This window comes from Burkholderia lata, assembly GCF_902499025.1.
Taxonomy (GTDB): domain Bacteria; phylum Pseudomonadota; class Gammaproteobacteria; order Burkholderiales; family Burkholderiaceae; genus Burkholderia; species Burkholderia lata_C.
In genome coordinates this window covers 68,618-91,796 of sequence record NZ_CABVPW010000004.1, presented here as the reverse complement: position 1 = coordinate 91,796, position 23,179 = coordinate 68,618, and the positions used below count along the sequence as shown (strand labels likewise).

Sequence of the window (23,179 nt, the reverse complement as noted above, 5' to 3'; positions counted from 1 at the left end):
CTCCGTTCACGCATCGCTGCGGCCGTGTCCGGTCTCGTCGACCGAGGCCCCGCGCGTCTCCGTTTCGCTCTTCGTTTCGCTCTTCGTTTCGCTCTTCGTTTCGCTCTTCGTTTCGCTCTTCGTCTCACCCCGGCTCGCCGCTTCGAGTACCTCACGCCCCGCCGCCACCGCGATCGCATCGTCCTGCGGCGTATGTACGCGGCTGCACAGCACGTCGCGGTAGTGGCGTTCAAGCGGATTGGCGCGGCTCAGCCCGTGATTGCCCGACAGCTTCAGCGCCTGCTCGACCACGCGGATCGCGTGCTCGGTCACGGTGCGCTTGACCAGGCCGCTCGTCGTCACCGCCGGCGCATTGCCCGCGTCGGTACGCGCGATGTGATCATCGAGCAGCACGCGGTTCGCATGCAGCCAGCCCTCGATTTCGCCGACCGCTTCCTGCACGCGCGGCAACGTCGCAAGCGGAGCGCCCAGCCCGCTCGGCGCACGCGTCGTCGCGAAGCCGACCAGCCAGTCGCGCGACGCACGCGCCACCGCGTCGTACAGGCTGCCGAGCAGCGCGACCATCCACGCCTGCTGGTCGGCCTGCGCGTCGGCATCCGCATGGGTCGCGGCCGACACGGCCCATGCCTGCGGTACGCGCACGTCGACCGCGTGATCGGCCGGCAGCCGCACGTCGTCGAACACGACCTCGTGGCTGCCTGACGCACGCAGGCCAAGGTGATTCCAGCTCTCGATCACGCGGATGCGGTCGCCATCCGCATCGGGATCGCGCGCCACGAGAAACACGCCGACCCGAGGTACCGGCTCATCGGTGCGCGCCCACACGGCCAGCCAGCGCAGCGCCGGAATCCCGGTGCTGTACAGCTTGTGGCCGGACAATCGCCAGCCGTCGCCGTCGCGCCGCGCAATGGTTTCCGGCAGGCCGCCGCGCGACGGCGAACCGAGCGCAGGCTCGACGCGCAGCGCATTGATCAGCGCACCGTGCGTGACCGCGCTGTCGAACACCGCGCGCCGCACCTGCGCCGGCCAGCGATTGTCGGCGCGGCCGAGCGCGCGATGTTGCAGATAGGTCATGGTCAGCACCAGCGCGGTCGCCGGATCGGCCAGCGCGACGGCGGCCACGATCCGGCTCGCCTGCGCGAGCGTCGCACCGGCACCGCCATGCTCGCGCGGCACGACCTGCGCGATCAGCCCCGCGCGATGCAGCCGCGCGAAGTTCTCGTGCGGAAAGCGGCCGTCGACATCGTTGCGAGCGGCATCGGCGGCCAGCGCCGGCACGAGGCGGTCGAGCAGCGCGGCGACGCGTGCGTCGTCGGCGTCGGCATCTTCGGTGGGCAGGAGGCGCAGCGAAGGCGGCTGCGGCGACGGCGAGGAAGCGGCAAGGCTGGCGGACATCGAAACGGATTCCCTGGGTAATACGGAAAGTCATGCGGAAAAGCGGCAACCGCGGCAATCGATCGCCACGCGGCGCGGCGTCTCATGAAGCCGGCGATCTGGCGCTCACGGCACTGGATTCGCCAGCACCCGCGCGCCCGATCGTTCGCGAGCCCACAGCGTATGCGCAGCCCACCCCCGCCCAAACCATGCAAATCTGATATTCAAATCGGGATTGATTATTTCCATTCCGCATGATCCCGGCGTTAACCTGCGCTCCATTCCTGCCCGGCCGCGTGCCGGGACATCCCTGCACCGGAGACCCAGATGAGCGTCGAATTCATCGGCATGATCCAGAGCCAGAAGCAGTCGGAAATCCACCCGCCGTCCGGCCCTGTCGTCGATCCCGACTACGTGCGCGACTTTGCACGCGCCCACGAGACGGCCGGCTTCGACCGGATCCTCGTGCCGCACCACTCGACCGGCCCGTCGGCCACGCTGACGATCGCGTTCGCGGCGGCCGCGACCGAGCGCATCCACTTCATGCTCGCGCACCGCCCGGGCTTCACCGCACCGACGCTCGCCGCGCGCCAGATCGCGACGCTCGACCAGTTCAGCCGCGGCCGGCTCGCCGTGCACTTCATCTCCGGCGGCTCGGACAGCGAACAGCAGCGCGACGGCGATTTCCTCGATCACGACGCGCGCTATGCGCGCACCGACGAATACCTCGGCATCCTGCGACGGATCTGGACCGAAGCGCAGCCGTTCGATCATGACGGCCCGCACTACCGGTTCAAGCAGGGCTTTTCGGAAGTGAAGCCGTTCCAGCAGCCGCATGTGCCGATCTATTTCGGCGGCGCGTCGGAGGCCGCGCTCGAAGTGGCCGGCAAGCACGCGGACGTCTACGCGCTGTGGGGCGAATCGCTCGACCAGGTGCGCGACCTGACGACACGCGTGCGCGCCGAAGCGGCGAAGCACGGCCGGCAGGTGCGCTTCTCCGTGTCGTTCCGTCCGATCCTCGCCACAACGGAAGACGAAGCGTGGACGCGCGCGCATCGCATCCTCGACGAAACGCGCCGGCTGCGCGAAGCGGCCGGCGTCGGCGCCGGCGGCCCGCAACAGAGCGAAGGCGCGCGCCGCCTGCTGGCCGCGGCCGAACGCGGCTCGTGCGTCGACAAGCGGCTGTGGACCGAGATCGCGAAGCTCACCGGCGCGCGCTCGAATTCGACGGCGCTCGTCGGCACGCCCGAGCAGGTCGCCGACGCACTGCTCGACTACTACGACCTCGGCGTCACGACGTTCCTGATCCGCGGCTTCGATCCGCTGGAAGACGCGATCGACTACGGCCGCGAACTGATTCCGCGCGTGCGCAGCGCCGTCGCCGCCCGCGACGCGGCGCGCCGCGCGGCCTGACGCAACCTGGGAGACCCATCCGATGTCCGCCGTTCTGTCCACGCCCGAACGCACTGCGTCGGGCCTCACGCTCGCCGCGTCGCCGCGCCAGCATTTCTGGTTCGATCCGCCGGCGCCGCGCATCGACGTCGCCGCCGAGCGCCGTCACCGTCAGGAACGGCTCGCGGCCGCGTTCCGCCTGTTCGCGCGCTTCGGCTTCGCGCAGGGGCTCGCCGGTCACATCACCGCACGCGACCCCGAGCTCCCCGACCACTTCTGGGTGAATCCGCTCGGCGTGCATTTCTCGCAGATCAAGGTGTCCGACCTGCTGCTCGTCAACGCGCGCGGCGAAACCGCGATCGGCACGCAGCCGCTGAACAAGGCCGCGTTCGCGATCCATGCGGCGATCCATGAAGCGCATCCGCACATCGTCGCCGCCGCGCATACGCATTCGACCTACGGCAAGGCGTGGTCGACGCTCGGCCGCCCGCTCGATCCGCTCACGCAGGACGCCTGCGTGTTCTACGAAGACCACGCGCTGTTCGACGATTTCACGGGGATGGTCGTCGACACGAGCGAAGGCGCACGGATCGCGGATGCGCTTGCGAAGCCGGACGGCACCACGCACAAGGGCGCGATCCTGAAGAACCACGGGATCCTGACCGCCGGCCCGACGGTCGAGGCCGCCGCATGGTGGTACATCGCGCTCGACAACGCCGCGCACACGCAATTGCTGGCCGAGGCGGCCGGCACGCCGCAACCGATCGATCACGCGACCGCGCGCCATACGCACGGCCAGATCGGCGGCCCCGAGGGTGCGCTGCATGCATTCGACAGCCTGTTCGCGCGCGTCGTCGCCGACGAACCCGACCTGCTCGACTGAGCGCCTTTCCGCACGACCGGAGACCAGACCACATGACCCGAACCACCGCACCCGCACCCGCGCCCGCCGACGCGCACGACGACAAACGCCGCAAGCTGCTGCGTGCAGCCGGCGCCGCCGCGCTCGCCGCGCCCGCGATCACGCTCGGCCGCAAGGCCTGGTCCGCGCCGCCGCTGAAGAAGCTCACGTTCGCGTGGAACCAGAACGCGTTCTGCCTGACGCCGATCGTCGTCGCGCAGGAGCGCGGCTTCTTCGAGAAGAACGGCCTGAAGGTCGAGCTGATCAACTACAGCGGCTCGACCGACCAGTTGCTCGAATCGATCGCGACCGGCAAGGCCGATGCGGCGGTCGGGATGATCCATCGCTGGCTGAAGCCGCTCGAAGCCGGCTTCGACGTGAAGATCATCGGCAGCTCGCACGGCGGCTGCGTGCGGCTGCTCGGCGCGAAGGCGGCCGGCGTGACGACGCTGCAGGCATTGAAGGGCAAGACGGTCGGCGTCAGCGACCTGGCCGCGCCCGGCAAGCATTTCTTCTCGATCCTGCTCGCGAAGAACGGGATCGATCCCGAGCGCGACATCACGTGGCGGCAGTATCCGGCCGACCTGCTCGGCGTGGCGGTCGACAAGGGCGAGATCCACGCGATCGCCGACGGCGACCCGAATCTCTATCTGCTCGAGAAGCGCAGCAATGGGGCATATGCGGAGCTCGCGACGAACCTGTCCGGCGAATACGCGCGCAAGGTGTGCTGCGTGATCGGCGCGCGCGGCGACCTCGTGCGCAACGACCGGCCGTCGGCCGCCGCGCTCGCGCGCTCGATCGTGCAGGCCACCGAGTTCACGCACGACAACCCGAACGAAGCCGCGAAAGTATTCGCGAAGTACTCGCCGAAGATCAGCCCCGACGACCTGCGCAAGCTCTACGCGACGCTCACCTACAACCACCACCCGACCAACGTCGACCTGCAGCAGGAAATCGCGTTCTACGCGGACGACTTCCGCCGCATCAGCGTGCTGAAGAAGAGCACCGACCCGCAGCGCTTCGCGCAGCAGGTCTATGCGAACGTGCTGGGGTGACGCGATGTCGACGATCGAACACGCGCCCTCCGCACGCACCGCGTCCGCCCCTTCCGGCGGCAATGCCGCCGCATCCGCGCCCGCGTCGCGCGTCACCTGCACGGCGTGCGAAGCCTCGCTGGCCGCCGAAGCCCGCCGCGCACGCGTCTGGCCGACCGGCATCGCCGCCGCGCTCGCGTGGGCCGCACTCGGCGCGCTCACGCAACTGTGGCCGAACCGCGTCGTCGGTTTCAGCGACTGGGCGTACACCGACGAATTCGCCGTCGGCGCGTGGACGGTCGCCGCACTGTTGCTCGCCGCCGCGACGCTCGGCCATCTCGTCCCCGCGATGCGCACGCGGCTCGCACGCGTACGCCCGGCCGGCCCGTGGCTCGTCGCGCTGCCGCTCGTGCTCGCCGCGTGGGAAGTCGTCACCGCGAAAACCGGCTGGCTGCCGACGCCGTTCTTCGCGCCGCCGCAGGCGCTGATCGAGGTCTACGTCGACGACTGGCCGCGCCTCGCCGGCAGCGCCGGCAACACGCTGAAGCTGCTCGCGCTCGGCTTTGCGTACGGCGTCGCGGTCGGTTTCGCGGTCGGCGTGTCGATCGGCTGGTCGCGCCGGATCGGCTACTGGGTGCATCCGGTGCTGCGCGTGCTCGGCCCCGTGCCGGCCACCGCGCTGCTGCCGCTCACGTTCTACTTCTTCCCGTCGAGCTATTCCGCGGCCGCGTTCCTGATCGCGCTCGCGACCGGCTTCCCGGTCGCGGTGCTCACGTGGTCGGGCGTCGCGAGCGTCAACAAGCAGTATTACGACGTCGCGCGCACGCTCGGTGCGAACGCGCGCTTCCTCGTGCTGCGCGTCGCGATCCCGGCCGCGCTGCCGCACGTGTTCGTCGGCATCTTCATGGGGCTGAGCGCATCGTTCACGGTGCTGGTCGTCGCCGAGATGATGGGCGTCAAGTCGGGGCTCGGGTGGTACCTGAGCTGGGCGCAGGGCTGGGCATCGTACGTGAACATGTATGCGGCGCTGATCGTGATGGCGCTGCTGTTTTCCGGGCTGATCGCGCTGCTGTTCGCGGTGCGCGACCGCGTGCTCGCGTGGCAGAAAGGAACCGTCAAATGGTGAGCACCGCCGTACTCGAATCGTCCGTTGCCGCTGCACCCGCCGTCACGGCGCCGCGCGGCGCGCGCATCGACATCCGCCGCGTGAGCCATGCGTTCGACGGCCCCGGCGGCGCGCTGCCGGTGCTCGACGACGTCACGCTGTCGGTCGCGGCCGGTGAATTCGTCGCGCTGCTCGGCCCGAGCGGCTGCGGGAAGTCGACGCTGCTGCGCCTCGTCGCGGGCCTCGACGCCGCGCGGCAAGGCACGATCGCACAGGACGGCGTGCCGATCGAGCAGCCCGATCCGTCGCGCATCGTCGTGTTCCAGGACCCGACGCTGTACCCGTGGCGGCGCGTGCGCGCAAACGTCGCGCTCGGCCTCGAGGCGCGCGGCGTGGCGCGCGTATCGCAGCATCGCGTCGACGATGCGCTCGCGCGCGTCGGGCTGCAGGAATTCTCGAACGTGTTCCCGCATCAGTTGTCCGGCGGGATGGCGCAGCGGGTCGCGCTGGCCCGTGCACTCGTCAACGATCCGCGCCTGCTGATTCTCGACGAGCCGCTCGGCAAGCTCGATTCGCTGACGCGGCTCACGATGCAGGCCGAGCTCACCGCGCTGTGGCAACGCGACGGTTTCTCCGCGCTGCTCGTCACGCACGATGTCGAGGAGGCGCTGTTCCTCGCGCAGCGCGTGATCGTGTTCGGGCCGCGTCCCGCGCGGATCGTCGCCGAATTGCACGTCGACCTGCCCTACCCGCGCCATCGCGGCGACCCGCGCCTCGCCGAGCTGCGTCACGACGCGCTGCGGCATCTCGGGCTCGATGCGAGCTGGTAGATGCGCGGTGCCGTTCGACGAGGAGCCGCCATGCGGCGGGCACGTAGCCGATGAACGCGCCGACGTTCGCCGACTGGGCGCTCATGTTTCTGCAAGGGCTGTATCGCGTGCAAACCGTGCTGTCGCGCGTGCTGCATGCGATCGGGCTGACGGGCGACGCCGATGGTCAGGCCGCGTGGCCATGGGCCCATCGCATCGCGCTCGAAACGCTGCGCATCGACGCAGGACTCACGCGACAACTCGCGTTCGCTGCTGCTGCGACGGCGCTGGCCGTCGTGCTCGCGTGCATCGCGCTCGCTTCGCGCAAGTGGCGTGTCGCGTCGGCGCTCGCCGCGCTGGCCGTTGCGTGGTTCGCGCCGTGGCCGCCGTCTTCGCTGTGGCTCTCGCCCGCCGTGCCGACGAGTTTCCAGCGTGACCCCGCGCCGTTTTCGGTCTCGAACGTGATGCGCGGCGCGCACCTGTATGCGCAACACTGCGCGGCGTGCCACGGCGCGGACGGACGCGGCGAAGGGCCGCTCGCGGCCACGCTCCCCCACTGGCCGCCGACCTTCGCCGGCACGCTGCTCGCCCGTCGTCTCGACGGCGAACTGTTCTGGCGCGTGCGCCACGGCACGCGCGATGAACACGGTGTGTCGACGATGCCCGGCTTCGCCGCGACGCTCGGCCCCCGGGACACCTGGGCCGTGCTCGACTACCTGAAAGCGCTCGCCGCGGGCAGCGGCGCGCAAGGTGAAGGCGCGTGGCCCGTACCCGTCCCGCTGCCGGCGCTCGACGTGCGATGCGGCACCGCCGCGCCCCAGCCGCTCGAGCGCTGGCGCGAAGGCCAGCGCGTGCGCATCGTTGCACTCGCGCCTGGCGCGACACCCCCGCCCGAAGACGCGCGCTGGCAAACCCTGCTCGTCACGGCAAGCGGTGCGCCCGTGGCGCAGGCGAGCGGCACCGCGCGTGCCGATTGCGTCGCGTCGACGCCCGATGCATGGCTCGCTTTCGCGACGATCGCCGGCGTGGCGCCCGACGTGCTCGCGGGCACGCAGCTGCTCGCCGATCGCCGCGGCTGGCTGCGGGCGCGCGCGTTGCCGGGCAGCGCCGGCTGGTCGGATGCAGACCTGCTGTGCCGATCCGACGCCATTGCACGACCAGCCGGATCGGCAGCGAACGGCGATCCGCTGACCGCGCTGCTGCTGCGCGTCGACGTTGAACCCGTACGCGACGTGCAGGCCGGGCTCCCGCACTGAATGAATCCCTGAACCGCTCTTCCGACCCAACTTCACGATGAATCCAACCCGACGCCATTTCCTCGCGCAAGCGAGCGCCCTCGCCACGATCGCCGCGGCCCCGGCTGCACTACGCGCGCAATCGGGCACACGGCCGCTGCTGCGCGCCGGCGACCAGAAAGGCGGGCTGCGCGCGCTGCTCGAAGCGGCCCGCGAACTGAACGGCCTCTCATACGACATCGCTTGGACCGAGTTCCCGGCCGCCGCGCCGCTCGCCGAGGCGCTGAACGCGGCCGCCGTCGACTGCGGGCCGATCGGCGATGCGCCGGTGATCTTCGCGCTCGCGTCGGGTGCCCGCATCAAGGTGATCGGCGCGAACCGTTCCGACCCGTATGGCACGGCCGTGCTCGTGCGGCCCGATGCGGCGCTGAAAGGCGCGGCCGACCTGAAGGGCAAGCGCATCGGCACCACGCGCGGCTCGATCGGCCATTTCGTCACGCTGAAGGCACTGGACGCGGCCGGCCTGCCGCCCGACGCCGTATCGTTCCGGTTCCTGCCGCCGGCCGACACGATGCTTGCGCTCGCAACCGGTTCGATCGACGCGTGGGCGACCTGGGAACCCTATACCGCGCTCGCCGAAACGAGCGGCCGCGCGCGCGTGCTCGTCAACGGCCGCGGGCTGTGGTCGGGCCTCAGCTACATCGCGGCGACCGACACGGCGATCGCGTCGAAGCGCGACGTGCTGCACGATTTCCTGCGTCGCGTCGTGCGCGCGCAGGCCTGGTCGTACCGGCATGCCGACGCGTATTCCGCCGCACTCGCGCGCATCATCGGCATTCCGCCGGCGGCCGCGAAGCTGCAGTTCGAGCGCCGCAACACGCGCTGGTTGCCGATCGACGCGACGGTGATCGCCGAACAACAGCGCACGGCCGACTTCTACCTGAAGGCGGGGCTATTGCGCCAGCCGCTCGACGTGCGCACGACGTTCGATCCGGGCTTCCCGCTCGCATGACCGGCCGCGCAACGGCAAGCAACCGTCCAAACGGCTTCGGCACGATCTGGCACAATCGCAGTCTCGCCATCCGCCTTCAGCCAGCGTCATGCCAGCCATCGCCGAACTCTTCGTCTACCCGATCAAATCCTGCGCCGGCATCGCGCTGTCGCGCGCGCAACTGCTCGAAACGGGCCTGGCGTACGACCGCCACTGGCTGATTACCGACCCCAACGGGCAGATGATCACGCAGCGCACACACCCGCGCCTCGCGCTGATCCGCACCGCGCTCGACAGCGATGCGCTCGTGCTGAATGCGCCGGGCATGCGCGAGATCCGCACGCCGCTCGACGGCGACGTAACGCCCGCCACGCCGAAAATGGCCGCCACCGTGTGGCGCGACACCGTCGACGCGATCGACACCGGCGCCGAAACGGCCGCATGGCTCACCGAATTTCTCGGCATGCCCACGAAGCTCGCGCGCTTCGGGCCCGACGCGCGCCGCGGCTGCAACCGCAAATGGACCGGCGAGATCGATACGCACACGCAGTTCGCGGACGGCTACCCGCTGCTCGTGATCGGCCAGTCGTCGCTCGACGACCTAAACGCGCGGCTCGCCGCCAAAGGCGCGCCGGCGATCCCGATGAACCGCTTCCGCCCGAACATCGTGGTGTCGGATCTCGACGCGTTCGAAGAGGATTTCATCGAACATCTCGACACGGACGGCACGACGCCCGTGCGGCTGCGCCTCGTGAAGCTGTGCACGCGCTGCCCGATGCCGACGATCGACCAGGTCACCGGCGCGCCCGATCCCGCGTGGCCGCACGAGCCGACCGACACGATGCAGACGTATCGCGCGAACCCGAACTTCAACGGCGAACTGACGTTCGGCATCAATGCGATCGTCGTGCGCGGCGCGGGCAGTTTCCTGGAAATCGGGCAGGCGCTCGACGCGGAAATCGGCTTCGGCGACTGATAGACCTGCCGTGCAAACTGCCAGGCCTGCATGCACACGCGCCGGCAGATCGAGCCTGCCGCTCGCCATCAACAAAGTGCCTGACCAAGGGCGAAGGCGTGCACGTCGTCTACGACGGCTCGGGGCCGAAGACCTTTCAGGGATCGCTCGACGTGCTGTGCCGGACGGGAACCTTCCGCCGGTACGTTCCGGTGCTCGGCGGGCCGGGGCCGATCGACCTCATGGGCCTGTCGACGCGCACGCGCATGCCGACATGGCAAGCCGCAAGAGCGTCGGGCAAGCTGCTGCTGAAGCCGTGAGCGCCGGGGGCGTGATCGTCGTCGACGGGGCCCGCGGCATCGGTGCGCTGCCCCATGTTCCGCAGTATGGCCGGGCCAGCCATCGATTTGAAATGTGACGCACGTGGCAATTATCCGCAGTGCGTCACCGGGACAAAATGATTTAACCCCGAAATTCGGCTGATGTTTTATTTTTAAATAATGCCGATCATTTATTTCTGAATCGACAATTCAGTGAGCACTGCATCGCTCACCGTGATCGTTTCATCCGGAATTTTCGGATCGAGATAGATCGTATAGTTCGCCGTTCCGGTTTTCGAATTCCGCGGCGTAACCGAGGTCAAATCCAGCAACGGGAATGCCGCCGGCGGAATGCCATGCCAGTTGGTGACGGAAACCAGTCCGATGTAACCGTGCAGGTGCATCCAGAAGGTCCGAACCAGATTGGTGTGCGCCCCGTCTTCCTTCGACGGAAAGTTCCAGTAATTCCCGCGAATCGCGATTTTTGTCGGCGCCGGCCGTTGCGGCCAGACAACCGCACCCGGACCGTGCACCGAGCCGGTACCCTCCGGCAGTGAGGCTTGCACGCCTTCCGTATTGAAAGCAGCGGCGAAGGTGATGAGCGGTGCCTTTCCGTTCCCGGACGTGACCTGCCCTCCACTTACCTTGAACTTCACGACAACAATTTCCGGCAGAACGTCTTCATCGAGTACTGTAGCCATGATATATTTCCCTTTCAATAATCTGAAATTATGATTCACCCCTAAATAATAAAGACGAGGCCGTGCATTAGACGGCCCATTTATCGTAGGTACAAAGATTCCGATTTTGTAGCTGTCAAAAATAGCAGCGTGTTACGACGACATTAAAATAGCCGTTGAATTATCAATTTAATTGTTTTTATTTCTGCAGCTCTGCATCGCTCGCCACCGGCAGCCACGCCGTCACGACCAACCCGCCGCCGGGCGCATCGCCCAGCGCCACTCTCCCCTGATGCACGCGCGCGATCTCGCGCACGATCGACAGCCCGAGCCCCGTCCCTTCGACCGTCTGCGTCTTGCTGCCGCGATGGAAGCGCTCGAACACCGCGTCGCGCTCGTCCGCCGGAATGCCCGGCCCGTTGTCGATGACGTCGAGCCGCGCGTGCTCGCCATCGCTCGACACGCGCACCGTAATTACCGCGCGATCGCCCGCATAGCGGATTGCGTTGTCGATCAGGTTGCCGATCAGCTCGCCGAGCAGGTCGGCCTGCCCGTGCACGTCGATGTCGGCCTCGTGCTCGAAACCGAGATCGATGTCGCGCGCGCGTGCGACCGGCGACCAGTCGAGCGTGACGCTGCGCGCGAGCCGGTGCAGCGCGACCGGCTTATGCGCGACCGCATGGCCGCTGTCCGAATCGAGCCGCGACAGCGACAGCAGTTGCTGGACGATCTTCGCGGCCTGCCGCACCGCGCCGTTCGCACGCCGCAAATGCCCGTTCGCGCGCGGCTGCTCGTCGGGCCGCAGCGCGAGCTCGACGCCGGCCTGCACGGCCGCGAGCGGCGTCTTCAATTGATGGGCCGCATCGGCGAAGAAGCGGCGCCGCGCAATCTGCATCCGCTGCGTGCGGCCGATGTACTGGTTGATCGACTCGACGAGCGGCGCGAGTTCGCTCGGCATCGCGCCGGTATCGAGCGGCGTCGTATCGTCCTCGCTGCGCGCGGCGACCGTCGCCGACAGCCGGTTCAGCGGCCGCAGCCCGCGCCCGACGCCGAGCCACACGATGCCGAGCGCAAGCACGACGAGCAATCCCTCCTGCAGCAGCGACCCTACGAGGATCTCGCGCGCGAGCGCCTGGCGCGCCTCGATCGTCTCGCCGACCATCACCCACACGATGCGCGACTGCGCGGTCGGCACGTCGTGCACCGGGATGCGCAGCGCGGCCATCCGCAACTGCTCGCCGCGATAGACGACGTCGTAGTAGCGCGTGACGAACAGCGCGCCGTCGCCCGCATCGCGCCCCTGCGGCAGCGGCAGGTCCGGGTAGCCGGTGATCGTGTGGCCGTTGTCCTCGCGGATCAGGTAGTAGATCTTGCCGCCGTCGCTCGATTCGAGCATTTCGAGCGCGAGATACGGCAGGTCGACCTCGATCTCGCCGTCGTTGAGCCGCACGCCTTCGCGGATCGACTTCAGCGACGACGACAGCGTGCGGTCGAACGCGACGTGCGCGGCGCTCATCGCGCGCTGGTACGTGAGCCACGAGTCGAGCGCGAGCAGGCCGAGCAGCGGCAGCAGCAGCCACAGCGCGACCTGGGTGCGCAGGTTCGGGCGGGTCACTCGCCCCCCCGCCAGGCCGCCCCATTAGGCACGGCGGAGCATGCACGGCGCACCGTTCGGCGCCCGCGCGGTCGGCCGTGAATGGCAAACGCCCGCGAACGTGCTGAACCGGCGTAGCGCGTCAGCGCGTACACCGGTCCCGTACAAGGATCGTGAGCACGCAGGGGGCTCATTCAGCCGTCTCCGCCTTCGCTTCCAGCAGATAGCCGAGCCCGCGCAGCGTGACGATCGCGACACCCGTGTTCTCGAGCTTCTTGCGCAGCCGGTACACGTAGATCTCGATCGCATCGGCATTGACCGACTCGTCGAGCCCGAAGATCTTCTCCGACAGCGTTTCCTTGTTGATTGCGCGGCCGTTGCGCAGGATCAGCACCTCGAGCACCGAGCGCTCGCGCGGCGTGAGCGACAGCGGCTCGCCCGCGAGATGGAAGCTGCGGTCGATACTGTCGTACGAAAGCGGACCGCATTCGACCCGCGAATGCTCGTGGCCGAGGCTGCGGCGGATCAGCGCGCGGGCGCGCGCCTCCAGCTCGGTCAGTTCGAACGGCTTCGCGAGATAGTCGTCGGCGCCGAGATCGAGCCCCTTCACGCGATCCTCGACCGACCCGTGCGCGGTCAGGATCAGCACCGGCACCGGATTGCGGCGCGCGCGCAGCCGCCGCAGCACTTCCAGCCCGTCGAGCTTCGGCAGCCCGAGATCGAGGATCACCAGCGCGTAATCCTGCGTGCGCAGCACGTGGTCGGCTGCCTCGCCGTCCGCCATGTGGTCGACCGCGAAGCGCGCCGCGCTCAGCGCGTCGTTCAGCGACTGGGCGAGGTTCGGATTGTCTTCGACGAGCAGCACACGCATGGGGATTCCGTAAGGTCAGCGACAGGCCGCTACATTACATGATCCTTTCCATCGCGACGCCTCGCGGAAACACGGGTTGCGCCGCCGGCGCGCTCGCGCGTCGGCCGGGCCGCCGACCCATCGCTCAACGCTCGGCGGCGGGCCGGTTCCGCGTCGCGAAGCGCGAACCGTCGCCGGCGCGCCGCCGCTCGCGCAGGCCGACCGCCACTGCCAGGAACGCGACGCTCGCGCCGGCCGTGACCACGATCATCGGGCGCGCGGTGCCGTCCGACAGCCACGCCAGCACCCCGCCGCACGCAGCCGTGATCGCCATCTGGATAAAGAAGAACAGCCCGGACGCCGTCCCGGCGATCGTCGTGTACGGCTGCATCACCGCGAACTGGCAGGCCGGGATCGCGATCCCGACCGCAATCATCACGAAGAACATCGGGACGACGAGCGCCGCCACCGCCGTCGGCGCGATCGCACCGCCGATCCACAACACGGCGGCGCTGGCCAGATTGACGCCTGCCGCCGCCGCGATGACCGAATCGGCCTTCCAGCGCGTGCCGGTCCGCGCGAACAGGTTCGAGCCGATCAGGTAGCCGAGCACGGTCAGGCCGAAGATCGCGGCATACACCGGGCCGGATACACCGCGTTGCCGCTGGAACAGCGTCGACGATTCCGCGATGAACGGGTAGTACGTGCAGTACGCGAAACTGATGGCGAGCGAGTAGCGCAGGAAACTGCGTTCGCGCAGCAGGCCCGCGTACGTCCGAAGGAGCCCCGCGCCTCGCGCCGGCCGCGCGTCGCGTTCGCGGGTCTCCGGCAGGTAGCGCAGCACCATCGCCGTTGCGACGAGGCCGCCCGCCGCCAGCAAGCCGAACACGCCGCGCCAGCCGAGCCACGCGGCGACCGCGCTGCCGGCCAGCGGCGCAATCACCGGCGACAACGCCATGCCGGCCGAGATCCTCCCCAGCATCGTGGCCTGCATCGCGGTCGGGAAGCGCTCGCGCACGATCACCCGCCCGATCACTGTTCCGCTGCAACCGCCCAACGCCTGGAAGATGCGTGCGGCGACGATCGCCGCGATGCTGGTCGACCACGCGCAGGCGACGCTCGCGATCACGTAGAGGCACAGGCCACCGAGCAGGACGGGACGGCGGCCGTAACGGTCGGACAACGGCCCCGACACCAGCATCGACAGTGCGTAGCCGACCATGTAGAGGGTCAGCGTGAGCTGCAGCTGGGCATCGGTGCCGTGCAGCGAGTCGGCCATCGCCGGCAGCGACGGCAGGTAGGCATCGATCGTGACCCGCGGCAGGCACACGACGAGCATCAACAGGAGCAGCCAGCCCCACTGGGGTAAGGAACGCGTTTTCATGCGGTGAGCCCGTATCAGGTCGGATTGATGTGGTCGACAGCAATCTAAGGTCAAAGTGATATAAGCTGAAGGGCCATTAAATCCACCCCTGACTGGACCACTATGCCGCGAGGCAAAGCCGCGATTCCGCTCGATCTGCCGAGCCCTGCCGGGCTGTCCACGGGCAGTCCGCAGTCGAAGCAGGAGTGCATTGCCGACGCGCTGCGCGATGCGATCCTGAAGCGCCTGCTTCCCGGCGACAGCCCGCTGCCGTCCAGCCGCACGCTCGCCGCGCGCTGGGGCGTCGCCCGGGGCACTGTCGAAGCGGCGTACGACCGGCTGTGCGCCGAGGGCTACATCGCCCGCACGCAAGGGTCGGGGTCGCGGGTATGCGCCGTGGTGCCGGACAGCTATCTGCGCGCGGCCGCCCAATCGCGCGACAACGACCTTCCGCCTTCCAGCGCCGGCCCCGCGCCGGCGCGTGCGACCGACACCGCCGCGCCGGAACAAGGCGTGCGCCCGGGCGTCCCGTTCGTCGCGCGGCTGGCCGATCCCGGCCTGCTGCCGATGCAGCAATGGAAAAAGGCACTCGGGGCCAGCCTGCTTGCCGCGACCGCGAACGACCTCGGGGCCACGCCGGCGCAAGGCGTCGAGAGCCTGCGCGACGAAATCGCCACGTACCTGCGGGAATACCGCGGCATCCCGTGCGACGCCGGCGACATCTTCATCACGACCGGCATCCGCCATTCGATCGATCTCGTCGCGCGCACGCTGCTCGCGCCCGGCTCGACGGTGCTGATGGAGGATCCCGGCTATGCGTCGGCCTGGCAGATTTTCACGATCGCGGGCGCGACCGTGATCGACGTGCCGGTCGATCGCGAAGGGATCGACACGGCGGCGCTGGAGCGGCATCCCGAGGCGCGCGCGGCCTACGTGACGCCTGCCCACCAGGCGCCGCTCGGCATCACGATGTCGGTGTCGCGCCGGCTCGAACTGCTCGACTGGGCGCAGCGCACCCGCGCGTGGATCATCGAGGACGACTACGACGGCGAATTCAGCTACCAGACCGCCCCGCTGCCCGCGCTGAAATCGCTCGACGCGTGCGATCGCGTGATCTACTGCGGCTCGTTCAACAAGACGCTGTTCTCGGGCCTGCGCATCGGCTTCATGGTCGTGCCGGCAGCGCTGCGGCCGGCGCTGTCGGCGGTGTGGCATGCGACCGCGCGCTCGGTCGGCGTGGCGCCCCAGCTGGCGCTGGCCCGCTTCATCGCGCACGGCGATTTTGCGAAGCACCTGCGCGCCGCGCGTCACGCGTACCGCCAACGGCGCGACATCGTGCTCGACCAGTTGGCGAAACACGCCGGCGGCAGGTACACGGTGTCCGGCGAGCACGCGGGCTTTCATTTCGTGCTGTGGCTGCCGCCCGGGATGGACGACGCAACCTACGTCGCGCAAGCCCAAACGGCCGGCATCGAATTGCAGCCGATCCGCGGATTCTGTCGAAGCGCCCGGTGCGAAACGGGCGTCGTCGTCGGGTACGCCGCGCTGACGGCCGCGCACGCGCGGCACGGCGGCCGGCTGCTCGGCAAGCTGCTCGCGCCTCCCGCCTAGCCGCCCCCTGCCACGCTTGCCGCACCCGCCGGCAACCCGCTTCCCGCCCTTGCCCGATCGTGCCGCGCGCCGTGAAGCGCGCGGCCGCCGCCGCTTCGACCTCGGGAAATCCATGACACAAACGACGCGATTGTGAACGGAAATGAAAGCAGGCTGAAAGTACGCCGCAATTAACATCCGCTCCACTCGAACAACACCTAGACGTAACTGGAGGAAGACATGCCGTTTGCACCGAAGCACCTCGCCGCCGCGCTGGCGGTCGTTCTGGGCACTGCCGCCGGCAGCGCCGCCGCGCAGGTTCCGGCCGGGTATCCGGGGAGTTACCAGGGCGTGATCGACGCCGCGAAGAAGGAAGGCAAGCTGATCGTCTACTCGACGACCGACACGGGCCTCGTGCGCCCGCTGATCAAGGACTTCGAAAGCCTGTACGGCGTGAAGGTCGAGTACAACGACATGAACAGCACCGAGCTGTACAACCGCTACATCAGCGAGAACGCGGCGAGCAGCACCAGCGCCGACGTGCTGTGGAGCTCGGCGATGGACCTGCAGGTCAAGCTCGTCAACGACGGCCTGATGGCGTCCTACGATTCGCCCGAAAGCCCAAACCTGCCGCAATGGTCGCAGTACCAGAAGCAGGCCTACGGCACGACGTTCGAGCCGCTCGCGATCGTCTACAACAAGCGCCTGATCCCCGAGAACGAAGTGCCGACCACGCGCGCCGACCTGATCAAGCTGCTCACCACGCAGGGCGACAAGTTCAAGGGCAAGGTCACGACCTACGACATCGAGAAATCGGGCGTCGGCTTCAACTACCTGACGCAGGACGCGCACGTGAACGAGAAGGTCACGTGGGAGCTCGTGAAGGCGATCGGCGCGACCGGCCCGAAGCTGCAGTCGAGCACGGGCGCGATGATGGAGCGCATCTCGTCGGGCGAGAACCTGATCGGCTACAACATCATCGGTTCGTACGCGTATGCGAAGGCAAAGAAGGACAAGTCGATCGGCTATGTGTTTCCGAAGGACTACACCCAGGTCGTGAGCCGCCTCGCCACGGTGTCGAAGAAGGCGAAGAACCCGAACGCCGCGAAGCTGTGGGTCGACTACCTGCTGTCGAAGCGCGGCCAGACGCTGATCGCGAACCAGGCGAACCTGTACGCGATCCGCGCGGACGTGACCGGCGAAACGTCGGCCGCGAGCCTGTCGAAAGAGCTCGGCGATTCGCTGAAGCCGATCCAGATCGGCACCGGCCTGCTCGTCTATCTCGACCAGTCGAAGCGCCTCGCTTTCCTGAAGCAATGGCAGCAGGCGATCAAGCGCTGATCCGCTGACTGACAGCCGCCCGCCGCACACGGCGCGGGCGGCCCCTTCCCCTTACCGACTTCCTTGAGGCGGCCATCCGGATGGCCGCAGGGGCGAACTCATGCTTTCAACCAGTACACGCGGAACGGCACCGGCCGTTTCGCCCACCACCGGCCCGCGCGACGCCATGCCCGCGCTGCCGGTCAACAGCCTGCAGCCGCTCGCCGGCATGCTGCGCTGGATCGTCGTCGCGGTGCTGACCATCGCGGTCGCGCTGCCGCTCGGCTTCATCCTGTTCCAGAGCTTTCTGTCCGCGCCGTTCTTCGACGCGAACAAGACGCTCGGCATCGAAGGCTTCCGCTTCATCTTCACCGATCCCGACTTCTGGTCGGCCGTGAAGAACTCGTTCATCATCGCCGGCGGGATGCTGTTCATCTCGATCCCGCTCGGCGGCATCCTCGCGTTCCTGATGGTGCGCACCGACCTGCCCGGCCGCCGCTGGCTCGAACCGCTGCTGCTCACGCCGGTGTTCGTGTCGCCGATGGTGCTCGCGTTCGGCTACGTGGTCGCGGCCGGCCCGGTCGGCTTCTACTCGGTGTGGTTCAAGGAACTGTTCGGGGTGCAAAACGTGCCCTGGAACGTGTACTCGATCTTCGCGATCACGGTGATCGTCGGCCTCACGCACGTGCCGCACGTGTACCTGTACTCGTCGGCCGCGCTGCGCAACCTCGGGTCGGACGTCGAGGAAGCCGCGCGCGTGACGGGCGCCCGCCCGTTCCGCGTCGCGCTCGACGTGAGCCTGCCGATGACGATGCCCGCGCTGCTGTTCGCCGGCGTGCTCGTGTTCTTCCTCGGCTTCGAGGTGTTCGGGCTGCCGCTCGTGCTCGGCGATCCGGAAGGCCACCTCGTGCTCGCGACCTACCTGTACAAGCTGACCAACAAGCTCGGCGTGCCGTCGTATCACCTGATGGCCGCGGTCGCGGTGTGCATCGTCGCGATCACGTTCCCGCTCGTGCTGCTGCAGCGCCGGTTGCTGAAGACCGCGAACCGCTTCGTCACCGTGAAGGGCAAGGCCTGCCGCGCGACGGTGCTGCCGCTCGGCGTATGGCGCTGGGTCGCGCTCGCGATCGTCGCGCTGTGGCTGATGCTGACGGTGATCGTGCCGATCTCGGGCATCGTGCTGCGCGCGTTCGTGACCAACTGGGGCGAAGGCGTCGCGCTCGCCGAGGTGCTCACGCTGTCGAACTTCATCGAGCTGTTCGAGCAGGACAACCTGGTGCGCGCGATCGTCAACACGCTCGGCATCGGCGTGATCGGCGGCGCGCTCGCGATTGGCTTCTACTCGCTCGTCGCGTTCGCCGGCCATCGTCGCCCCGACTGGGCCACCAAGCTGCTCGACTACCTCGTGCTGCTGCCGCGCGCGGTGCCGGGCCTGCTCGCCGGTCTCGCGTTTCTGTGGATCTTCCTGTTCGTCCCCGGCCTGCGCGAGCTGAAGAACTCGATGTGGAGCATCTGGATCGCGTACACGGTCGTGTGGCTCGCGTACGGGATGCGGCTCATCCAGAGCGCGCTGCTGCAGGTCGGCCCCGAACTCGAGGAAGCCGGCCGCAGCGTCGGCGCGACGCGCAGCCGCGTGTCGCTCGACGTGACGCTGCCGCTCGTGCGTTTCGGCCTGCTCGCCGCGTGGCTCCTGATCTTCATGATCTTCGAGCGCGAATACTCGACGGCCGTCTATCTGCTGTCGCCCGGCACCGAAGTGATCGGCGCGCTGCTCGTGTCGCTGTGGGCGACCGGCGCCGTCGACCAGGTCGCCGCGCTCTCTGTCATCAACATTGCGATGGTCGGCGCCGGTCTCGGCGTGGCCCTGCGTTTCGGAGTGAAACTTCATGGATAAGCTAATCGTCGACGACCTGCACCTCAGCTACGGCACCAATCCGATCCTCAAGGGCGTGTCGTTCGAACTGAAGGCCGGCGAAGTCGTGTGCCTGCTCGGCGCGTCGGGCAGCGGCAAGACCACGCTGCTGCGTGCGGTGGCCGGCCTCGAACAGCCGTCCGACGGCCGTATCCAGCTCGACGACCGCGTGTTCTTCGACGGCACGCAACGCGTCGACCTGCCCGTCGAGCAGCGCTCGCTCGGCCTCGTGTTCCAGTCTTACGCACTGTGGCCGCACCGCACCGTCGCCGACAACGTCGGCTACGGGCTGAAGCTGCGCCGCGTAGCGCCTGCCGAACAGAAGCGCCGCGTGCAGGCCGCGCTCGACCAGCTCGGCCTCGGCCACCTCGCGGAACGCTTTCCGCACCAGTTGTCGGGCGGCCAGCAGCAGCGCGTCGCGATTGCGCGCGCGCTCGTCTACAACCCGCCGGTGATCCTGCTCGACGAGCCGCTGTCGAACCTCGACGCGAAACTGCGCGAGGAAGCGCGTGCATGGCTGCGCGAGCTGATCGTGTCGCTCGGGCTGTCGGCCCTGTGCGTCACGCACGACCAGACCGAGGCAATGGCGATGTCCGACCGCATCCTGCTGCTGCGCAACGGCCGCATCGAGCAGGAAGGCACGCCGGCCGAGCTGTACGGCGCGCCGCGCTCGCTGTACACGGCCGAGTTCATGGGCAGCAACAACCGGATCGATGCGCGCGTCGCGGCTGTCGACGGCGAACGCGTGACGCTCGCCGGCGACGGCTGGGAACTGCAGGCGCTCGCCCGCGACACGTTCGCGCCGGGCCAGGACGCACAGGCCGTGATCCGCCTCGAGCGCGTGCAGGTCGCCGACGGCCCGGGCGCGAACCGGCTGCAGGCCGACCTCGTCACGTCGATGTATCTCGGCGACCGCTGGGAGTACCTGTTCCATTGCGGCGAGATGCGCCTGCGCGCGTTCGGTCACGTGCCGCGCTCGGCGGGCAAGCACTGGATCGAATTCCCGACCAACGACTGCTGGGCGTTCGCGAAAGCGGGCTGACCCGCGCGGCGGGCCCGCCCGCCACCCGCGCGCTTTCCGCCATGTCATGACAGGCATGTCCGGTGGACGTCTTCGGGCGTCCGCCGCGGCGTGCTGCGCGCCGGATCCGCTCCACCCTGTTTCACCCACTCACAAGAACCAAGGAGACACCGTCAATGAAGTCACGCGCAGAACGTTCCCTTCGCGCCGCCGTCCTGACCGGCTCGGCCGCCGTCGCCGGCCTCACCGCCGGCGCCGCGCACGCGCAGTCGTCGGTCACGATGTACGGGATCATGGATGCCGGCATCGAGTTCGCCAACCACGCGGCGCCGGAAGGCGGCAATTCGTACAAGCTCAAGTCCGGCAACAAGAACACGTCGCGCTGGGGCCTGCGCGGCGTCGAGGATCTCGGCGGCGGGCTGAAGGCCGTATTCCGCCTCGAAAGCGGGATCGATCTCGCGAACGGCGCGTCCGACGACGGCCCCGACTCGATCTTCGGGCGCCGCGCCACCGTCGGCCTGAAAGGCAAGTGGGGCGAGATCTCGCTCGGGCGCAACTTCACCGTCACCTACGACTACATGCTGCCGTTCGACCCGATGGGTTATGCGCAGAACTACTCGTGGGCGACGTCGTCGATGGCGACCGGCGGCCGCAAGGACGGCATGTTCACGCGCTCGTCGAACGCGGTGCGCTACGACGGCGAATTCAGCGGCTTCAAGTTCGGCGCGATGTACGGCTTCGGCAACGTGCCGGGCAGCGTGAAGACCAGCTCGAAGTACGACGCGGCGATCGGCTACGAGGGCGGCCCGTTCGCGGCAGTGGTCGCATTCGACCGGCAGAACGGCGCGTCCGACAGTGTGACGCCGGCCGATCCGGTCAACTACATCCAGGGGATTCATGCGGGCCTGAGCTACGACTTCGGCAACCTGAAGACGATGGCCGGCTACCGCAACTACAAGCGCACGTATCGCACGAGCGCCGCGAACCAGTTGAGCGACATGTATTGGGTCGGCGGCTCGTACCAGTTCACGCCGACGTTCTCGTTGATCGGCGCCGTGTATCACCAGAACATCAAAGGCGGCACGGATGCCGATCCGACGCTCGTGTCGATGCGCGCGCAATACGCGCTGTCGAAGCGCACGGTGCTGTACGCGGCCGGTGCGTTTGCGATCGGGCAGCATGGACAGAAGGTCGGCGTGTCGCGTGATGTCAACGGGTACGGCACCACGCAGGTCGGGGTGACGGCCGGGATTCAGCAGCGGTTCTGAGCCCGACGGCGGGTGGCGGCGCGCGCGTTGCGCGCCGCATCGACGGCCCGCCCGCGACGGCTCACCCTACCCTTGGTCGTTGCACGAAGCGGCCCGCCGGACCCATCGGTATCCTGAAGAGATCGCGTGCGCAAACGGCGCCCACCGTGCATGCGGCCACGCGGCGCGCCGCCTCTTCATCATCTGCCCTCGCCCATCGTGAACACCGGCCGCACCAGGCTGCTCGTGTCGTCCCAATAGGCGCCGACGTCCGCCAGCGGCACCGCCCGCGTCTCGATTGCCAGGCCTGCCGGCCCGGCCGCGTCGAATACGCCACGCACCGAGGCCAGCAGGCGCGGCAGCGACACGCTGCCAAGGCCGCTGCCCATCAGCTCGATCGCAGTCGCCCGCAGCACCGCGCCCGGCAACAGCACGTCCGCACCGCCGATCGAGCCGATCTGGACGAAACGCAGCGGGCGGCCGTCGGGCGTCGCCTTCGCGGCGGCCACCAGCAGCGTCTGCGCGCTGGCGCCCCACAAGTAATCGAGCACGACATCGACGCCCGCGCGGAAATGCGGTTCGAGCGCTCGAGCCAGGTGTGCATCGTCCTGCTGCAGCGACACGACGGCATCCGCGCCCGCGCTCAGCAATGCCTGCAGCGCGGCAGCGTTGCGCCCGGTTGCGATCACCTTCGCGGCGCCGAGATGCTTCGCGATCCGCACCGCCAGCCGCCCAGACGTACCGGTCGCGCCGTTGACGAGCACCGTCTCGCCCGCGACGAGCCGCGCACGCTCGGTCAGTGCAGCCCACGACGACATCCCGGGAATCGCGATCGCCGCGGCCGTGACGTCGTCGAGCCCGTCGGGCAACGGCACGCACCGCGTATCGGGCACGATCGTGCGCTCGGCCACCGCGCCGAACGGTGCGGGTGCGCCGAAGAAATAGACGCGCTGCCCGTCGTCGAGACGGCCGACACCGTCGACACCAACGACGAACGGATAACGTCCGTCCGACGAATAATGCGTACCGGACGCACGCCCCTGCGCGATCCGGCTCAACGCGGACGCCGTCACGTCGATCAGGCGGTGGCCCGGCATCGCGCTCGGCGCTTCGAATTCCATATGGACGGGACGCTCGCCGGCACCCGTCACGACTGCTGCTTTCATGGCGACTCCTTGAATCGGGGATCTCGATCGACGGTTCCGGTGCGCATCAGCACGCATCGAGCCACGCGCGCAGCTCGGAATCGCGCACTTCCAGCACGTCGAACAGGCCAAGCGCGCGCAACGCGGGCAATGCGTCGATCGTGTCGGCTTCCGCGCGCGCCCGGTCGGCGGGTGCGGCGTTCGGGTCGGTCAGCACCCGCGCGTTGACCAGAAACGCGCCGACGGTCCCCTTGCGGATCGTCGTTCCGCCGGTTTCGATCCGGTCGGCATGGTCGGGAAGCATCTGTTCGGCTCGCATCGTGTCGTACTCCGGTTGTCAT

General features: G+C 68.5%; 21 protein-coding genes. 14 read left to right on the top strand and 7 right to left on the bottom strand.

Annotated elements, in window-relative coordinates; genetic code table 11:
- Nucleotides 1–6 precede the first annotated feature (6 nt).
- A complete protein-coding gene (locus BDI24065_RS05235) occupies nucleotides 7–1,395 on the bottom strand; it encodes an acyl-CoA dehydrogenase family protein (protein WP_175030308.1) in 1,389 nt (462 codons plus the stop codon).
- Between the two features lie 306 nt (nucleotides 1,396–1,701).
- Here BDI24065_RS05235 and BDI24065_RS05230 point away from each other — a divergent pair, with 306 nt between their 5' ends.
- The 9 genes from BDI24065_RS05230 (at nucleotide 1,702) to BDI24065_RS05190 (ending at nucleotide 10,116) form a co-directional block, all read left to right on the top strand.
- Entirely contained in the window at nucleotides 1,702–2,787 is a 1,086-nt protein-coding gene (locus BDI24065_RS05230; protein WP_175030307.1) for an LLM class flavin-dependent oxidoreductase, read from the top strand.
- A gap of 22 nt (nucleotides 2,788–2,809) precedes the next feature.
- Complete coding sequence (locus tag BDI24065_RS05225; protein ID WP_175030306.1) at nucleotides 2,810–3,649, top strand: class II aldolase/adducin family protein; 840 nt, start codon at nucleotides 2,810–2,812, stop codon at nucleotides 3,647–3,649.
- Between the two features lie 32 nt (nucleotides 3,650–3,681).
- Entirely contained in the window at nucleotides 3,682–4,722 is a 1,041-nt protein-coding gene (locus BDI24065_RS05220) for an ABC transporter substrate-binding protein (RefSeq protein ID WP_175030305.1), read from the top strand.
- A gap of 4 nt (nucleotides 4,723–4,726) precedes the next feature.
- Nucleotides 4,727–5,827 carry an ABC transporter permease gene (locus BDI24065_RS05215; RefSeq protein WP_175030304.1) on the top strand — a complete coding sequence of 367 codons (1,101 nt, stop codon included), beginning with the start codon at nucleotides 4,727–4,729 and terminating at the stop codon, nucleotides 5,825–5,827.
- Nucleotides 5,821–6,636, top strand: a complete 816-nt coding sequence (locus BDI24065_RS05210; protein WP_175030303.1) for an ABC transporter ATP-binding protein — start codon at nucleotides 5,821–5,823, stop codon at nucleotides 6,634–6,636. The genes BDI24065_RS05215 and BDI24065_RS05210 overlap by 7 nt, the downstream gene beginning before the upstream one ends.
- A gap of 50 nt (nucleotides 6,637–6,686) precedes the next feature.
- Nucleotides 6,687–7,871 carry a c-type cytochrome gene (locus tag BDI24065_RS05205; protein ID WP_175030302.1) on the top strand — a complete coding sequence of 395 codons (1,185 nt, stop codon included), beginning with the start codon at nucleotides 6,687–6,689 and terminating at the stop codon, nucleotides 7,869–7,871.
- 37 nt (nucleotides 7,872–7,908) lie between these two features.
- Entirely contained in the window at nucleotides 7,909–8,862 is a 954-nt protein-coding gene (locus tag BDI24065_RS05200; RefSeq protein ID WP_175030301.1) for an ABC transporter substrate-binding protein, read from the top strand.
- An 88-nt stretch (nucleotides 8,863–8,950) separates the two neighbouring features.
- Nucleotides 8,951–9,817: an MOSC domain-containing protein gene (locus BDI24065_RS05195; RefSeq protein WP_175030300.1), complete on the top strand. Its 867-nt coding sequence runs from the start codon at nucleotides 8,951–8,953 to the stop codon at nucleotides 9,815–9,817.
- 98 nt (nucleotides 9,818–9,915) lie between these two features.
- Nucleotides 9,916–10,116 carry a hypothetical protein gene (locus BDI24065_RS05190; protein ID WP_254609687.1) on the top strand — a complete coding sequence of 67 codons (201 nt, stop codon included), beginning with the start codon at nucleotides 9,916–9,918 and terminating at the stop codon, nucleotides 10,114–10,116.
- A gap of 191 nt (nucleotides 10,117–10,307) precedes the next feature.
- Here BDI24065_RS05190 and BDI24065_RS05185 read toward each other — a convergent pair whose 3' ends face one another.
- The 4 genes from BDI24065_RS05185 to BDI24065_RS05170 form a co-directional block, all read right to left on the bottom strand.
- A complete protein-coding gene (locus BDI24065_RS05185) occupies nucleotides 10,308–10,817 on the bottom strand; it encodes a hypothetical protein (protein WP_175030299.1) in 510 nt (169 codons plus the stop codon).
- Between the two features lie 178 nt (nucleotides 10,818–10,995).
- A complete protein-coding gene (locus BDI24065_RS05180) occupies nucleotides 10,996–12,411 on the bottom strand; it encodes a sensor histidine kinase (RefSeq protein WP_175030298.1) in 1,416 nt (471 codons plus the stop codon).
- A 169-nt stretch (nucleotides 12,412–12,580) separates the two neighbouring features.
- A complete protein-coding gene (locus BDI24065_RS05175) occupies nucleotides 12,581–13,261 on the bottom strand; it encodes a response regulator (RefSeq protein WP_069251438.1) in 681 nt (226 codons plus the stop codon).
- A 124-nt stretch (nucleotides 13,262–13,385) separates the two neighbouring features.
- A complete protein-coding gene (locus BDI24065_RS05170) occupies nucleotides 13,386–14,624 on the bottom strand; it encodes a multidrug effflux MFS transporter (protein ID WP_175030297.1) in 1,239 nt (412 codons plus the stop codon).
- A gap of 102 nt (nucleotides 14,625–14,726) precedes the next feature.
- Between BDI24065_RS05170 and BDI24065_RS05165 the strand changes: the two genes are divergently transcribed.
- From BDI24065_RS05165 to BDI24065_RS05145, 5 genes are all read left to right on the top strand, one after another.
- Nucleotides 14,727–16,214, top strand: coding sequence for a PLP-dependent aminotransferase family protein (locus tag BDI24065_RS05165; RefSeq protein WP_175030296.1), 1,488 nt, complete (start codon nucleotides 14,727–14,729; stop codon nucleotides 16,212–16,214).
- A gap of 219 nt (nucleotides 16,215–16,433) precedes the next feature.
- Nucleotides 16,434–17,534: an ABC transporter substrate-binding protein gene (locus BDI24065_RS05160; RefSeq protein WP_175030295.1), complete on the top strand. Its 1,101-nt coding sequence runs from the start codon at nucleotides 16,434–16,436 to the stop codon at nucleotides 17,532–17,534.
- Between the two features lie 100 nt (nucleotides 17,535–17,634).
- Nucleotides 17,635–19,407 (top strand): ABC transporter permease, encoded by a 1,773-nt coding sequence (locus tag BDI24065_RS05155; RefSeq protein WP_175030294.1) that lies wholly within the window; start codon nucleotides 17,635–17,637, stop codon nucleotides 19,405–19,407.
- On the top strand, nucleotides 19,400–20,467 hold the full coding sequence (locus BDI24065_RS05150) for an ABC transporter ATP-binding protein (protein ID WP_175030293.1): 1,068 nt from the start codon (nucleotides 19,400–19,402) through the stop codon (nucleotides 20,465–20,467). Before BDI24065_RS05155 ends, BDI24065_RS05150 begins: the two co-directional genes overlap by 8 nt.
- Nucleotides 20,468–20,622: 155 nt before the next feature.
- Entirely contained in the window at nucleotides 20,623–21,714 is a 1,092-nt protein-coding gene (locus tag BDI24065_RS05145) for a porin (RefSeq protein WP_011355372.1), read from the top strand.
- Nucleotides 21,715–21,893: 179 nt separating this feature from the next.
- Here BDI24065_RS05145 and BDI24065_RS05140 read toward each other — a convergent pair whose 3' ends face one another.
- Together BDI24065_RS05140 and BDI24065_RS05135 are read right to left on the bottom strand one after the other, a co-directional pair.
- Nucleotides 21,894–22,859 carry a quinone oxidoreductase family protein gene (locus tag BDI24065_RS05140; protein ID WP_175030292.1) on the bottom strand — a complete coding sequence of 322 codons (966 nt, stop codon included), beginning with the start codon at nucleotides 22,857–22,859 and terminating at the stop codon, nucleotides 21,894–21,896.
- A 46-nt stretch (nucleotides 22,860–22,905) separates the two neighbouring features.
- The gene (locus BDI24065_RS05135; RefSeq protein WP_175030291.1) at nucleotides 22,906–23,157 is read right to left on the bottom strand and encodes a hypothetical protein; all 252 of its coding nucleotides are present in this window, start codon (nucleotides 23,155–23,157) and stop codon (nucleotides 22,906–22,908) included.
- Between the last annotated feature and the right edge of the window lie 22 nt (nucleotides 23,158–23,179).

Bases quoted from the DNA above. Each gene is read 5' to 3' on its own strand.
- BDI24065_RS05235 (WP_175030308.1), bottom strand. From the start codon at position 1,395: ATGTCCGCCAGCCTTGCCGCTTCCTCGCCGTCGCCGCAGCCGCCTTCG.
- BDI24065_RS05230 (WP_175030307.1), top strand. From the start codon at position 1,702: ATGAGCGTCGAATTCATCGGCATGATCCAGAGCCAGAAGCAGTCGGAA.
- BDI24065_RS05225 (WP_175030306.1), top strand. From the start codon at position 2,810: ATGTCCGCCGTTCTGTCCACGCCCGAACGCACTGCGTCGGGCCTCACG.
- BDI24065_RS05220 (WP_175030305.1), top strand. From the start codon at position 3,682: ATGACCCGAACCACCGCACCCGCACCCGCGCCCGCCGACGCGCACGAC.
- BDI24065_RS05215 (WP_175030304.1), top strand. From the start codon at position 4,727: ATGTCGACGATCGAACACGCGCCCTCCGCACGCACCGCGTCCGCCCCT.
- BDI24065_RS05210 (WP_175030303.1), top strand. From the start codon at position 5,821: ATGGTGAGCACCGCCGTACTCGAATCGTCCGTTGCCGCTGCACCCGCC.
- BDI24065_RS05205 (WP_175030302.1), top strand. From the start codon at position 6,687: ATGAACGCGCCGACGTTCGCCGACTGGGCGCTCATGTTTCTGCAAGGG.
- BDI24065_RS05200 (WP_175030301.1), top strand. From the start codon at position 7,909: ATGAATCCAACCCGACGCCATTTCCTCGCGCAAGCGAGCGCCCTCGCC.
- BDI24065_RS05195 (WP_175030300.1), top strand. From the start codon at position 8,951: ATGCCAGCCATCGCCGAACTCTTCGTCTACCCGATCAAATCCTGCGCC.
- BDI24065_RS05185 (WP_175030299.1), bottom strand. From the start codon at position 10,817: ATGGCTACAGTACTCGATGAAGACGTTCTGCCGGAAATTGTTGTCGTG.
- BDI24065_RS05175 (WP_069251438.1), bottom strand. From the start codon at position 13,261: ATGCGTGTGCTGCTCGTCGAAGACAATCCGAACCTCGCCCAGTCGCTG.
- BDI24065_RS05170 (WP_175030297.1), bottom strand. From the start codon at position 14,624: ATGAAAACGCGTTCCTTACCCCAGTGGGGCTGGCTGCTCCTGTTGATG.
- BDI24065_RS05165 (WP_175030296.1), top strand. From the start codon at position 14,727: ATGCCGCGAGGCAAAGCCGCGATTCCGCTCGATCTGCCGAGCCCTGCC.
- BDI24065_RS05160 (WP_175030295.1), top strand. From the start codon at position 16,434: ATGCCGTTTGCACCGAAGCACCTCGCCGCCGCGCTGGCGGTCGTTCTG.
- BDI24065_RS05155 (WP_175030294.1), top strand. From the start codon at position 17,635: ATGCTTTCAACCAGTACACGCGGAACGGCACCGGCCGTTTCGCCCACC.
- BDI24065_RS05150 (WP_175030293.1), top strand. From the start codon at position 19,400: ATGGATAAGCTAATCGTCGACGACCTGCACCTCAGCTACGGCACCAAT.
- BDI24065_RS05145 (WP_011355372.1), top strand. From the start codon at position 20,623: ATGAAGTCACGCGCAGAACGTTCCCTTCGCGCCGCCGTCCTGACCGGC.
- BDI24065_RS05140 (WP_175030292.1), bottom strand. From the start codon at position 22,859: ATGAAAGCAGCAGTCGTGACGGGTGCCGGCGAGCGTCCCGTCCATATG.
- BDI24065_RS05135 (WP_175030291.1), bottom strand. From the start codon at position 23,157: ATGCGAGCCGAACAGATGCTTCCCGACCATGCCGACCGGATCGAAACC.